The organism is Vibrio satsumensis, from assembly GCF_050337435.1.
Taxonomy (GTDB): Bacteria; Pseudomonadota; Gammaproteobacteria; order Enterobacterales; family Vibrionaceae; genus Vibrio; species Vibrio satsumensis.
In genome coordinates this window covers 1-13,035 of record NZ_JAKJSX010000007.1, presented here as the reverse complement: position 1 = coordinate 13,035, position 13,035 = coordinate 1, and the positions used below count along the sequence as shown (strand labels likewise).

General features: G+C 44.3%; 12 protein-coding genes and 1 pseudogene. 3 read left to right on the top strand and 10 right to left on the bottom strand.

The genetic code is table 11. From position 1 onward, the window contains the following. Positions 1-22: 22 nt before the first annotated feature. The 9 genes from ribD to vcdP all read right to left on the bottom strand — a co-directional run bounded on the left by ribD (position 23) and on the right by vcdP (position 8,690). Positions 23-1,171, bottom strand: a complete 1,149-nt coding sequence (gene ribD, locus L4C44_RS09290) for a bifunctional diaminohydroxyphosphoribosylaminopyrimidine deaminase/5-amino-6-(5-phosphoribosylamino)uracil reductase RibD (RefSeq protein ID WP_428804937.1) — start codon at positions 1,169-1,171, stop codon at positions 23-25. A gap of 10 nt (positions 1,172-1,181) precedes the next feature. Further along, on the bottom strand, positions 1,182-1,631 hold the full coding sequence (gene nrdR, locus L4C44_RS09285) for a transcriptional regulator NrdR (protein WP_004734394.1): 450 nt from the start codon (positions 1,629-1,631) through the stop codon (positions 1,182-1,184). 156 nt (positions 1,632-1,787) lie between these two features. Then, complete coding sequence (locus L4C44_RS09280; protein WP_428804936.1) at positions 1,788-3,038, bottom strand: glutamate-5-semialdehyde dehydrogenase; 1,251 nt, start codon at positions 3,036-3,038, stop codon at positions 1,788-1,790. Positions 3,039-3,104: 66 nt separating this feature from the next. Continuing rightward, positions 3,105-4,289 carry a glutamate 5-kinase gene (proB, locus tag L4C44_RS09275; RefSeq protein ID WP_428804935.1) on the bottom strand — a complete coding sequence of 395 codons (1,185 nt, stop codon included), beginning with the start codon at positions 4,287-4,289 and terminating at the stop codon, positions 3,105-3,107. A gap of 76 nt (positions 4,290-4,365) precedes the next feature. Continuing rightward, entirely contained in the window at positions 4,366-4,755 is a 390-nt protein-coding gene (gene crl / locus L4C44_RS09270) for a sigma factor-binding protein Crl (protein WP_086715272.1), read from the bottom strand. A gap of 144 nt (positions 4,756-4,899) precedes the next feature. Then, positions 4,900-6,153: an esterase FrsA gene (gene frsA / locus L4C44_RS09265; RefSeq protein ID WP_146492063.1), complete on the bottom strand. Its 1,254-nt coding sequence runs from the start codon at positions 6,151-6,153 to the stop codon at positions 4,900-4,902. An 89-nt stretch (positions 6,154-6,242) separates the two neighbouring features. Further along, entirely contained in the window at positions 6,243-6,707 is a 465-nt protein-coding gene (gene gpt / locus L4C44_RS09260) for a xanthine phosphoribosyltransferase (protein WP_009847475.1), read from the bottom strand. A gap of 84 nt (positions 6,708-6,791) precedes the next feature. Further along, on the bottom strand, positions 6,792-8,081 hold the full coding sequence (locus L4C44_RS09255; protein WP_146492062.1) for an NCS2 family permease: 1,290 nt from the start codon (positions 8,079-8,081) through the stop codon (positions 6,792-6,794). Between the two features lie 522 nt (positions 8,082-8,603). Then, entirely contained in the window at positions 8,604-8,690 is an 87-nt protein-coding gene (gene vcdP / locus L4C44_RS22800; protein WP_016767614.1) for a small protein VcdP, read from the bottom strand. A 456-nt stretch (positions 8,691-9,146) separates the two neighbouring features. Here vcdP and L4C44_RS09250 point away from each other — a divergent pair, with 456 nt between their 5' ends. Next, positions 9,147-10,619 carry an aminoacyl-histidine dipeptidase gene (locus L4C44_RS09250; protein WP_371713111.1) on the top strand — a complete coding sequence of 491 codons (1,473 nt, stop codon included), beginning with the start codon at positions 9,147-9,149 and terminating at the stop codon, positions 10,617-10,619. Positions 10,620-10,755: 136 nt separating this feature from the next. Here L4C44_RS09250 and L4C44_RS09245 read toward each other — a convergent pair whose 3' ends face one another. After that, positions 10,756-11,295, bottom strand: coding sequence for a DUF3332 domain-containing protein (locus tag L4C44_RS09245; RefSeq protein ID WP_371713112.1), 540 nt, complete (start codon positions 11,293-11,295; stop codon positions 10,756-10,758). Positions 11,296-11,566: 271 nt separating this feature from the next. On the opposite strand from L4C44_RS09245, the gene L4C44_RS09240 reads away from it, so the two are divergent. Both L4C44_RS09240 and L4C44_RS09235 read left to right on the top strand, forming a co-directional pair. Further along, complete coding sequence (locus L4C44_RS09240; RefSeq protein ID WP_017060792.1) at positions 11,567-12,613, top strand: succinylglutamate desuccinylase/aspartoacylase family protein; 1,047 nt, start codon at positions 11,567-11,569, stop codon at positions 12,611-12,613. 181 nt (positions 12,614-12,794) lie between these two features. Next, positions 12,795-13,035: pseudogene (locus L4C44_RS09235) on the top strand (IS3 family transposase); the annotation flags it as partial.

Here is a 13,035-nt window from a genome sequence, read left to right as displayed (position 1 = left end):
GACACGTATGCAGTTGGAGTAACTATTTCGATAGTGGTTTTTCCGCTCTTGGTTCTGCCACAATAGGTTTAGCCGCTATTGGTTTCGCCACGATGCGAATATCCACACCAACCTGTCGAACATCTTTAATTTCTAGGTCAATCACATCAGACATTGAAGTGAGCCCTAATGCGCCCATCAAACCTCGTCCGTCACTGCCCATTAGTTTAGGTGCTAAATAGAGAATTAGCTCATCCACTAGCTGCGCTTCAATCAAGCTTTTTGCCAACGTGGCACCCGCTTCAACCCAAATATGGTCAATATGATTCGCAGGTAACTGACGCATCAAATCGTGTAAGTCCAGCTGACCTGCATCCGTTGTTCCGACTGTAATATCGGCAGAGGCTTCAGCGACTCTCAATACCGATGTTGGGGTCTGGTATAACTTGAGCTCAGGGTGCAGTTGATTTTGGCGATCAAGAATCACGCGAATCGGCTGACGTAGCTCGTCTTCAGCGTAATGAGCTTGAGCGCTACTTGGTAATTCAGCCCAGCGAACATTCAACGAGGCGTTATCTTCAATCACCGTCTGGCTAGTTGATAACACAGCGCCTGATTTTGCTCGGTAGTTCTGAACATCACGACGCGCTTCTGACGATGTGATCCACTGGCTTTGACCATTTTCCAATGCCGTTTGCCCATCGAGGCTAGCGGCCATCTTTAACTGAACGAATGGCATGCCTGTCTGCATACGCTTGATAAATGCAGGGTTCAAGTCGAGAGCGTCTTGTTCTAACAAACCGATTTCCACCTCAATACCCGCATCACGCAGCATGTTGATACCACGACCGGCTACTTTTGGGTTTGGGTCCTGCATCGCGCAAATCACTTTAGCTACTTGAGCCTTAATCAACCCTTCAGCACAAGGCGGCGTTCGACCGTAATGAGAACAAGGTTCTAGGGTGACATAAGCCGTCGCACCTTTTGCTTTGTCGCCCGCCATTCGCATGGCATGCACTTCGGCATGAGGTTCACCCGCTTGAGCGTGAAAACCTTCACCAACGATCTGGCCATCAGTTTGTACAATCACACAACCGACATTTGGGTTTGGCGCAGTGGTATAAATACCGCGCTTCGCTAAATGGATAGCACGCGACATCATTTGAAAATCCAGGGGAGTAAAGTTTGACATGATTGAGGAGTTAATCCTCTAATTTAGCGATTTCTTCGCCAAACTCTCGGATATCTTCAAAGCTGCGGTAAACAGACGCAAAACGAATGTACGCCACTTTATCCAATTCTTTCAATTGGCCCATCACAAGATTACCAATCATCTCGCTTGGTACTTCACGCTCACCAGTTGCACGGAGTTGTGACTTAATCGTACTGATCGCAAGTTCAATCGCATCAGCACTCACTGGGCGTTTTTCTAGGGCGCGCTGTACACCACCCACCATTTTATCTTCATTAAATGGTTCGCGGTTTCCATTCGACTTTATGACTTTAGGCATCACAAGTTCTGCCGACTCGAACGTAGTAAAACGTTCACTACATGCAAGGCATTGACGGCGGCGACGAACCTGATGGCCATCGGCTACCAGTCTTGAATCGATTACTTTAGTGTCGTTCTCTGAACAAAAAGGACAATGCATATCACCTCCAAATAATTGAATATCAGTGTAACGGAATTGCCAAACGTTAGGAAAGAAAAAGGGCCAATTAAGGCCCTTTTGTGTGGTGATTCATTGATTATTGCTACTCGATCGCCATTTCAAAAATGAGCTGAGGAGTAAAATTAACGACCAGCGTTAACCGCGAACTAAATAGTTCGCTTTACCTACCCATTTGTAGCTTGTCAGCTCTTCTAAGCCCATTGGGCCGCGAGCATGCAATTTCTGAGTAGACACTGCGACTTCAGCGCCCAAACCAAACTGTGCGCCATCAGTGAAACGTGTTGATGCATTCACATAAACCGCCGCAGAACCGACCGAGTTAATAAAGCGCTCTGAGCTCTCTAGGCTATTAGTCATGATTGCATCAGAGTGACTCGCGTTGTGTACACGCATGTGATCAATCGCTTCTGCCACATCCGCAACGATTTTCACGCCTAGCGTGTAGCTTAGCCATTCAGTGTCAAAGTCACCTTCAACCGCATCACGTTGGTCTTCAAAACCCGCTAGCAGCGATTTTGCACTAGCATCGGCAACCAAGGTTACCTTGCCCGCTAAACGCTGTTTCAGCTTAGCTAAGAAAGCTTCAGCAACGGCTTCATGCACCAACAATGTATCTAAAGAGTTGCATGCTGATGGGCGTTGAACTTTAGAGTTTTCGACAACATCGACTGATTTTTCAAGGTCTGCACTTTCATCAACAAAGATGTGGCTGATACCGAAACCACCGATGATAACTGGAATAGTACTGTTCTCTTTACACATCTTGTGCAGGCCAGCGCCACCACGAGGAATGATCATATCCACGTAGTCGTCCAGTTTAAGCAGTTGAGAAACTAGTTCACGATCAGTTTTCTCGATGTACTGAACAGAAGCCGCAGGAAGTTCCGCTTTCTCTAATGCAGACTGGATTACTTTAACCAGCTCCATGTTCGAGAAGAAGGTCTCTTTACCACCACGCAGGATGCTTGCGTTACCTGTTTTCAGACACAGTGCCGCAATATCAATTGTTACGTTCGGGCGTGCTTCGTAGATAACACCAACAACACCAAGCGGTACACGACGACGAGACAATGACATACCGTTTTCCAGTACCTTGCTGTCGATTTCGCTGCCCACAGGGTCGTTTAGGCTAATGACATTACGAACGTCGTTAGCGATGCCCGTTAAGCGTTCTTCATTCAGAAGTAGACGGTCAAGCAGTGCGTCCGTTAGACCCGCTTCGCGACCCAGTTCGATGTCTTTCGCATTCGCTTCTAAAATCGTTGCTGCGTTTGCTTCTAGCTCATCAGCGATGATCGCCAATGCTTTATTCTTTTGCGCCGTAGATGCGGTCGCTAGGTGGAAAGCAGCCTCTTTTGCTGCGATACCCATGTTAGTTAAATCCACGTTTAACTCTCCCTAAATTCTGTCTGTCTTTGGATGCAAAAAGGCGATTCGCCTTCTCATCACGAGCTATTCTTGGATTACAACAAGGTCGTCACGGTGAATGACTTCTGACCCGTAATCGTAACCAAGAATGTCGCCAATATCTTTACTGTGCTTGCCTGCTATTTTTGCTAGGTCTTGGCTTGAGTAGCTAGCGATACCACGCGCCACTACCTTGCCTTTACTGTCTGTGACTTGGGTGACTTCACCACGAGAAAACTCGCCTTGAACTCGAATGACCCCTTTTGCCAACAAGCTACTGCCTTTGGTGTTAACAGCGTTTACTGCGCCATCGTCTACCACGATGTCACCTGCAGAAGCAGGGCCCGCTAAAATCCAACGCTTACGGTTTTCAAGCGCTTCAGCTAACGGTAAGAAACGTGTGCCTTGTGGATTGTCGCTCAGAGAGTCGAACACCACATTTTCAGCACTGCCCGCTGCAATAATAACTTCGATGCCTGCGCGACGAGCAATATCAGCCGCCTGCAGTTTTGTCGCCATGCCGCCAGTACCCAACGTAGTACCACTGCCGCCTGCGATCTTACGCAGTGTGTCATCAATCGTTTTCACTTCTTTGATGAGCTCAGCATTTGGATCTTTACGAGGGTCAGCCGTAAACAGGCCTTTTTGGTCGGTTAGCAGCAAAAGCTTATCAGCACCGCATAAAATACCAACCAGTGCCGACAAGTTATCGTTGTCGCCCACTTTAATTTCGTTGGTCGCAACTGCGTCATTTTCATTAACGACAGGAATAATGTCGTGTTCAACGAGTGCATTGATCGTGTCACGGGCATTCAGAAAACGCTCGCGATCATCAAGATCAGCACGAGTCAGCAGCATCTGGCCAATTTTAAGGCCATAGATAGCAAACAAAGACTCCCAAACTTGAATCAACTGACTTTGCCCAACTGCCGCAAGCAACTGTTTGCTCGCCATTGAGTTGGGAAGTGCGGGGTAACCAAGGTGTTCACGTCCTGCTGCAATTGCACCAGACGAAACCATAACCACAGAGTGGCCTTGTTTTTTTAATTCAGCACATTGACGAACCAGCTCAACCATATGAGCACGGTCTAATGCCAATGTTCCACCAGTTAAGACACTGGTACCCAGTTTAACAACGACAGTTTTACGCTGCGCTGTTGTCCCGCTTTGATGATTTGTTGTCATGAAGTCTTTTATGAATAAAACAAATAAGAGGTGATGTTTTAGCAATCAAAAAGGGAATTCACAAGCAGAAAAGGTGCGAAATCGCACCTTTTTGCTTTATATAGAAGAGTAACCTTTAAAATCAGACGAATTCGACAGACTCTTCGTCTAACTGAACGCTGATTTCAAATTTCTTTTGAAGTTCATCAACCAGTTTTTGGTGAAAGGCTTCCTGAGTTCGAGAGACCTCAGCCACCGCTTTTTTCGGTAATGGCAAAGGATCCCAGTTGCCATCGATATTGTATTTACCCGTGTTGTATTTCGCCGAAAATCCGTCTTCCGACTTATCCAACTCCAACCACCATCCCCAGAATTCACGCTCTTCTGGTGACTTTTTATCGTTCACACACACAGACAAGCAATCAAAAATGTAGTGGCCTTCTTCTGATTGCGGTTCCCTCAAGTAAGGCCCGATAGCCTTTAAAACATTCAACAAGCGGTAATGCGTCGGTTGTTGTGTCACTTCTGACATATTGAATCTCCATTTTCAATGTTAAGAATGACGTTACTCAGATTGTTATACGTAAAAACTACGCAATTAGGTTTTATAAATTATCTCTGAGTATCAGGTACTTAGTTTGTACACTTTTCATGCTTAACTAATTTTGGAGAAATGTCATCTAAATAATTCATCCTCAAGCCACTTTATCGCCAATTCGAGGGATTGCTCATAACCTTGTGTAATTGACTTAGCTTTGATTTTCTTCGCTTTTCCGTAATCACTGTAAATAGCAACCAGTTGATTATCCATTGGTGGTGAAACAGGGTCGCCTTCCAAAGCCATTGCCAAAATAGGAACACTGGTTTTACTGTTTGACAGTAAACCTTGTACCTTGAGTGACCACGCCATCAACTGCCCAGAAAGGCTATTGATATCGACCGCCCCTTTACCCAGGCGAGAAGCCAACACATCTAAATGCATCTTAGGCATTTGCTTAAGTTTGTCGGCATGAACAAAGATATCGTGAATTGGAGCACCTAGAGAGATACACGCTTTAAGCTTATGCTGCTCAAGGAAAGATAGTCTCACCATCGCATTGCCACCGAAACGGAAACCAAACAAGCCGACTTTGTGGTGATCGACCCATGGGATATTAGGCAGTTCATTCAGTACGGCTTGGTGCAGGCAAGACGAGTCTTCCGTTAAAGGCCAGTGCGCACTGTGCCCTATCGATGGCATGTCGACTGTTAACATAGCAATGTTCTTTGGTGCTAAGTAATCCCTAAACAAGCGCCACATATCGGTCTGCAAACTGTCTAGGCCAGCACTGACAATCACAACCGGTTGTGGTTTGTCTGTTTTGGTTAGATGTAAGTTCGCTTTAATTTTCTTGTTTTTGTATGGCACTTCAATCTGTTTAACGATCAGCTTGGTGTGCTTAATTGCTTCGGAATAGGCTGCATTTGCTAACACTTGAGCCTGAGCTGCCAAGTTATCGTTTTTAAGATGTGGGTAGCCCGCGATACTGAAACACAACGAAGCTGAAAACAGCTCTTCAGCCATTTCTTCTCCGTTCTTTTCATTAGAACGGTTTTGGTGCTGCATACCCAACTTAGTCCATTCGTATGCCCAGTTACCACTTCGGTAACCCATGACCGTATCAAGCCACTCATCGGTTGTACGAGAGTTATCTGATGATGCGATACGAGCCAATACCGCTTCTTGCTCAATTGGGTTAACGCCTTGCCACACCCACTGAAGACGTCTTAGATTTCGGTACCATGATGAGTTTTGCTGTTCACGCTTCTCATCCAATAACGCTTCAGAGCTTGGCATGTATTGTGTCAACATTGAGGTCTCTTTGGCCTGCTTGTGCTTTACAAACAAGGTTTCCGAAAGGTTCGAGCTCGTTTCTTCTGATTCAGACATTGGGATACTTAATAAGAAATGGTTGTCACTAATAATATAAAAAAAAATGACCCTATAAAGGGTCATTTCTCAAAAAACTAAGTTTACGCTTATTTTGACTTGCGATTTACTGGCTCAACGTAGCTTAGGCTAGTATCCCAAGGTTGCTCAATCCATGTGTCTTGAGCGATATCAACGATGTACTCGTCTAGCAAATCAGCACCAGATGGCTTTGCACATACAGCGATCAGTTTCGCTTTAGGGTACATCTCGCGAAGTTTGCGTGCAGTGTCACCACTATCAACAAGGTCTTCAACGATTAGGAAGCCTTCGCCGTCACCTTCAGGTGCTTTAACTACTGTCATATCACGTTGGTGATCGTGGTCGTAGCTAGAAATACAAATCGTATCTACGTGACGAATACCTAGCTCACGAGCCAAGATTGCACCAGGAACCAAACCACCACGGCTTACTGCCCAGATGCCTTTCCACTGCTCTGCTGGCATTTGCTTTTCGGCTAGTTGACGGCAGTAAGTCTGCATGTTGTCCCAAGTGATAACGAATTTGTTGCTCATAGTATAAAACCTAATAATTTTGTCATGTTATTAGAGGCTATCTCAAACATAGCCTCTTCAGCGATTAAGCAGAAATCTAGACGATTAAGCGAAAATGTATTTAAGAATAAAGATAACCGACATTACCCACACAGCAGGTGAAACGTCGCGACCTTTACCACTTAGCAGCTTAATTGCAGCGTAAGCGATGAAACCTAGTGAGATACCCTCAGCGATAGAGTACGTCAGCGGCATAAGCAGACATGTTACCACGACTGGTGCTGCTTCTGTAAGATCACGCCAATCAATGCCAACTAGGCCAGACATCATCAGAATTGCTACATAGAAAAGTGCACCTGATGTTGCGTAAGCCGGAATCATACCTGCAAGTGGCGAGAAGAAAAGAGCCAGTAGGAATAAGATACCAACAACAACCGCTGTTAGACCTGTACGGCCACCTTCAGCGACACCCGCAACACTCTCAACGTAAGAAGTTGTGTTTGATGTACCTAGCAATGCACCAATAGACGTTGCTGTAGAGTCAGCAAGCAGTGCTTTGTTTAGACGAGGAAGTTTGCCGTCTTCTTTGATTAGGTTTGCTTTTGTTGCAACACCCACCAAAGTACCTGCTGTATCGAATAAATCGACGAACAAGAATGCGAATACCACTGAAATCATACCGATTTCAAATACCGCAGAGAAATCAAGCTGCATGAATGTAGGTGCAAGGCTTGGTGGTGTAGACATGATGCCGCCGTATTGAACGTCACCAATAACAATACCAAGAGCTGTGATAGCTAGAATCGCAATCATTACTGCGCCTTTCACGCCACGGTGAACAAGAGCAATCGTTAAGAAGAAACCAAGTGCACCTAGAATAGGAGCAATCGCGGTAATGTCGCCCAGAGAGACTTTAGTTGCTGGGTTAGAAACCACGATGCCAGCATTGCTCAGTGCAATAAACGCTAGGAAAAGACCGATACCCGCAGAGATACCAACACGCAGAGACATAGGAATCGAGTTGATAATCCATTCACGGATCTTAAAGATACTTAAGAAAATGAAGATTACGCCTGATACGAAAACCGCTGCCAGAGCAACTTGCCACGTATAACCCATACCCATAACCACTGCGTAGGTAAAGAATGCGTTCAAACCCATACCTGGTGCTTGAGCGATTGGGTAGTTAGCAACAAAGCCCATGATGAAACAGCCGATAGCAGCCGCTAAACAGGTTGCTACAAATACAGCGCCATGGTCCATACCAGCATCAGCTAGAATCATTGGGTTTACAAAAATGATGTAAGCCATTGTTAGGAAGGTTGTTAGACCTGCGATGATTTCAGTGCGCACATTGGTGCCGTTTTCACTGAGTTTGAATAGCTTTTCGAACATTATCGAATCCTATAAGGGTAAGAAGTAAACGGTTGCGTAATCGATTGGCTGTGGATTATAAAGTTATCAAATAACAAATTCCAGATAGAATTAAGGCTCTAATCGATATTTATCAGAATTCCGTATGAAACAAAGCGATTAAAAGCGATGTATTTCCCAAGAAATAACCATAATAAACAGACAATTAAGAGCAATAGTCACAATGAAAAATCTTGGTTACTTTTTCGACCATCGGTTATTTTGATAGAGAATCTAGCCATTAAATTCTGAATTCAAACCCACAAGAGTTGTGTATTTTTCAACAGGATCAGTAATAAGGCGCAAATTGATATTTTGGCGTTTAAAAAAACAACCACACAGAAATGTAGGGAAAGTGACAAGATAAAGCGGTTTGGAAAAGTAGCAGGCAAAAAAAACGCCACTCAAAACTGAGTGGCGGTAGAATCTGTCAACCAAAAGGGCTGTAAAAGAATTCCAATATATAGGGGTGAACAAAACTGTTCGAGTTACATGCTTACGGTATTAGTAACCGAAGCTTGTAGGGTATGCAAAGTTGCTAGTGTAAACAGAGCTGTTAAGCCAGAACATTGCAGATGGTAAACCTTTCATAACTATCACCTTAATAAATCAATAAAAAACGAATTTGATTTCTCGGTTCCTTGGAGGCGATAAAACGGACTCATCCTTTGAGCATTTACTCTTCACTTCAGAAGTTGGTTATTAATATACCTCAAAGAAAAAAGATTACAAGTATTTTTTGCTATAGGTCACACTTTTTACCAATTATGGTTATTTTGCAAACTCAATTTCGTAATTAAATTACAGAAAAGACTTAAACAAACGTTTGCTTGCACCATTTATAAGCATCAATACACTTATTCAAGATCAAATGAACAAGATGGCGTTCAAAATTTGAGGCATTTCAGGTTTAGAAGCGCTACTCGTCAAAACGCTCTAGTGGTATGCTGTTGTCATCAAAACAGACCCATATTTTAGATTTTTGTTCTAAGTTTTTACCTATAGAAATCCTAAATATATGGTTATCAAATAAAAAAGGAGTCATCCGTGTCTGAATTCCATTCTGAGATCAGTAAATTATCCCCTGCCCCTATTTGGCAGTTCTTCGATAAGATTTGCTCAATCCCACACCCTTCTAAGCATGAAGAAGAGCTTGCTCAATACATTATTGCTTGGGCAACAGAACAAGGCCTAGATGTACGTCGTGACCCAACGGGCAACGTATTCATCAAAAAGCCTGCAACGGCGGGTATGGAAAACAAAAAAGGTGTGGTGCTACAAGCTCACATCGATATGGTTCCACAAAAGAACGAAGACACAGTTCATGACTTCGCTAAAGATCCAATCCAACCATACATTGATGGTGAGTGGGTTACAGCTAAAGGTACAACGCTTGGCGCTGATAACGGCATGGGCATGGCTTCTTGCCTAGCGGTTCTTGCTTCAAACGAAATCCAGCATGGCCCTATCGAAGTTCTACTAACAGTAGATGAAGAAGCAGGCATGACTGGTGCTTTCGGTCTTGAAGCAGGTTGGTTAGAAGGCGATATCCTTCTTAACACCGATTCAGAGCAAGAAGGTGAAGTGTACATGGGTTGTGCTGGAGGTATCGACGGCGCAATGACATTTGAAATTGCACGTAACGCGATTCCAGCTGACTTCGTAACACGTAAGCTAACGCTAAAAGGCCTAAAAGGCGGTCACTCTGGTTGTGACATCCACACAGGTCGTGCAAACGCAAACAAACTGCTTGCTCGCTTCCTAGCGGGTCACGCAAAAGAGCTAGACCTTCGCATCGTCGAATTCAAAGGTGGTAGCCTTCGTAACGCTATCCCTCGTGAAGGTTTCGTAACGGTTGCTGTTCCTGCGGCAAACCAAGAAAAACTGGCTTCACTATACAACTACTACACTGAGCTTCTTTCAACAGAGCTAGGTAAAGTAGAAGACAGCATCGTGACTTTCAACGAAGAAGCTTCGGTTGAAATGGGCGCTCTAGCAGCAGCTGACCAAGCTCGCTTCATCGCAGCACTTAACGCGGCACCAAACGGTGTGATCCGCATGAGTGATGAGATCGAAGGCGTTGTTGAAACATCTCTAAACGTTGGGGTTATCACAACTGAAGAAAACTCAATCACAGTGCTTTGCCTGATCCGCTCTCTTATCGATTCTGGCCGTAGCCAAGTGGAAAGCATGCTGAACTCTGTTGCTGAGCTAGCAGGCGCGAACATCGAATTCTCTGGCGCTTACCCAGGTTGGAAGCCAGACGCAGATTCAGAAATCATGCACATCTTCCGCGACATGTACGAAGGTATCTACGGTCACAAGCCAAACATAATGGTTATCCATGCTGGTCTTGAGTGTGGTCTATTCAAAGAACCTTACCCGAACATGGACATGGTTTCTTTCGGCCCTACTATCAAGTTCCCTCACTCTCCAGACGAGAAAGTGAAGATTGATACGGTTGAACTATTCTGGAACCAAATGGTTGCGCTATTAGAAGCAATCCCAGAAAAAGCATAGTTCGAGCCATTATGTTTTCGATAGATAGGATTTCGCGGTAAACACTATCCATCGACACAAAATAAAACAGGTACTCAATGAGTACCTGTTTTTGTATCTAATTTTTGTCATCGACTATTTGTAACTAAGGAAGCAATTAAACGCGTGAAGCCGCGTAGCTTTCTAGCTCATCAATTGAAGTTTGTGCCACGACTTCGCCATCGATGAAGTACGTCACCATCTCACCATCGCGAACACCGATTAACGTCGCACGCTCACCAGACTGGTAAGTAATGTCCATTTGGATCGTGTTTTCATCAATCTGCTGCATTTGACCTTTCTCGATCACATCAGCACTTGTGATAGGACCAACAGGTGCTTCCGTTAGAGACGGATCAAGTTGGTGGTTGATATCAAGGTACGTATCAGTCTTAGTATCAAAGATGTGTGGAGCGCCTGTTAGTGGGTTGCTACCTGTCCAGAACTCTAGTGAGTTGAATACTAGGTAATCAGCCGCAACCGTTAGACCGTATGCAGGTGCAAGTAGCATGTTCAAACCACCACGAGCGTAACGGTTATCAACAGCTTTGATGTTGAACTTCATTAGGTAACCCGTTACTGCGTTGCTACCAACACAGCCAGATAAAGCAACAGATACCACTGCAAGTGCTATAACTTTTGAAATTGTTTTTTTCATTTTGATCTCGATATTTTAATTTGGCCGCCAAAAAATGGCGATGGATAATACCAACCAATCGAATGATAAATATCAGCGTTAAATCAATGTTTTGTCAGAGAATTCACAATTTGAAACACCCTTCAATAAGCAAAATAAAAAACTGAAACCAATTCAGAACCCCCTTAATAAAAAACTTTTGTCGTCACCGTAAAGCGATTGATTCGTACTAAAAATCAACGATTGCTACATTCCGTGTTAACGAATTATCACCATGTTGAGAACAACCTAAATGGCAAGACTAAAACCTAATCAACCATTCGAATTACTTGGTTATACTGTTCAGCCAGGACAGCGAATGGAGATTGAACTGCAAGCAGCTCAGCTTTACACGCACTCTCCACTTTCGATCCCGATTGAAATTATTCACGGTCGCCAAGCAGGCCCAACACTGATGGTAAATGCGGCTATCCACGGCGATGAGCTAAACGGTGTTGAGATTGCAAGACAACTGACAAATGCGATTGATCCAAAGAAACTGAAAGGGACATTAATTGTTGTTCCTATCGTTAACGTGTTTGGCTTTATCCATAAATCTCGTTACCTACCAGACCGTCGTGACCTAAACCGCTGCTTCCCTGGCAGTGAGAAAGGCTCGTTAACATCACGCATCGCTTACACCTTCTTTGAGAACGTGGCAAAGCACTGTGATTACATTCTGGATCTACACACGGGCGCGATTCACCGTACTAATCTGCCACAGATTCGTGCGAACCTATCAAACCCTGAAACACTGCGCATCGCAAAAGCGTTTGCAACACCCGTGATCATTGATTCTCCACTGCGTGACGGTTCACTGCGTAGCGAAGCAGAAAAACTTGGTATTCCTGTATTAACTTACGAAGGTGGTGAAGCGCTGCGTTTCGATCACTTAGCGATTCGTGCGGGTTACCTTGGCGTGCATCAAGTGATGAAAGAAATCGGCATGCTGCGCCCTAACCGTAAAAAGTTACCAGAGCCAGTATTGAGTAAATCCACCAGCTGGATCCGCGCTGAATCAGACGGTATTTTGCGTAACATGGTAAGACTTGGCGAACAAGTTGAAGCAGGACAAACCCTTGCTTACATCAGCTCTCCATTGGGTCACCAAGAAGGCCAAGTGATCACAACCAAAGGCGGTATCGTGATTGGTCAGCAAACTCTACCTTTGGTAAACGAAGGTGATGCTGTGTTCCACATCGCTTACTTCAAGCAAGACGATGAAGAAGTCGGACAATCAGTAGAAAGCTACATTGAAGAAGTGGCAGAAGACGATTGGCTAACTGCGTTAAACAACTGATTAAAGCTTAAGAGATCGACGTTAAAAGCGACAAGCTAAAAACGTCGGTCTTAGGCAAAATAGAAACGAACTCCACAAACGAAAAAGCCCCAATATAGGTGACTATATTGGGGCTTTTTTTATAAGTCTGTACCGTCCTAAATATGGTTGACACATTTCCAACATGAAATTGGAGAGTGTCATGAAAACAACAAGTAGACGTACTCAACGAGATTATTCTCTTGCCTTTAAATTGTCAGTCGTAAGCCAAGTTGAAAAAGGCGAAATGACTTATAAGCAAGCTCAAGAACGTTATGGGATCCAAGGTCGCTCTACCGTTTTAGTTTGGCTTCGCAAACATGGTCAACTAGATTGGTCTAAAGGAACAGAACAATCGAGAGCGTTAGGAGCGACTATGTCAAACTCTTCCTCAACTCAAACCC

Bases quoted from the DNA above. Each gene is read 5' to 3' on its own strand.
- ribD (WP_428804937.1), bottom strand. From the start codon at position 1,171: ATGTCAAACTTTACTCCCCTGGATTTTCAAATGATGTCGCGTGCTATC.
- nrdR (WP_004734394.1), bottom strand. From the start codon at position 1,631: ATGCATTGTCCTTTTTGTTCAGAGAACGACACTAAAGTAATCGATTCA.
- crl (WP_086715272.1), bottom strand. From the start codon at position 4,755: ATGTCAGAAGTGACACAACAACCGACGCATTACCGCTTGTTGAATGTT.
- frsA (WP_146492063.1), bottom strand. From the start codon at position 6,153: ATGTCTGAATCAGAAGAAACGAGCTCGAACCTTTCGGAAACCTTGTTT.
- gpt (WP_009847475.1), bottom strand. From the start codon at position 6,707: ATGAGCAACAAATTCGTTATCACTTGGGACAACATGCAGACTTACTGC.
- L4C44_RS09255 (WP_146492062.1), bottom strand. From the start codon at position 8,081: ATGTTCGAAAAGCTATTCAAACTCAGTGAAAACGGCACCAATGTGCGC.
- vcdP (WP_016767614.1), bottom strand. From the start codon at position 8,690: ATGAAAGGTTTACCATCTGCAATGTTCTGGCTTAACAGCTCTGTTTAC.
- L4C44_RS09245 (WP_371713112.1), bottom strand. From the start codon at position 11,295: ATGAAAAAAACAATTTCAAAAGTTATAGCACTTGCAGTGGTATCTGTT.
- L4C44_RS09240 (WP_017060792.1), top strand. From the start codon at position 11,567: ATGGCAAGACTAAAACCTAATCAACCATTCGAATTACTTGGTTATACT.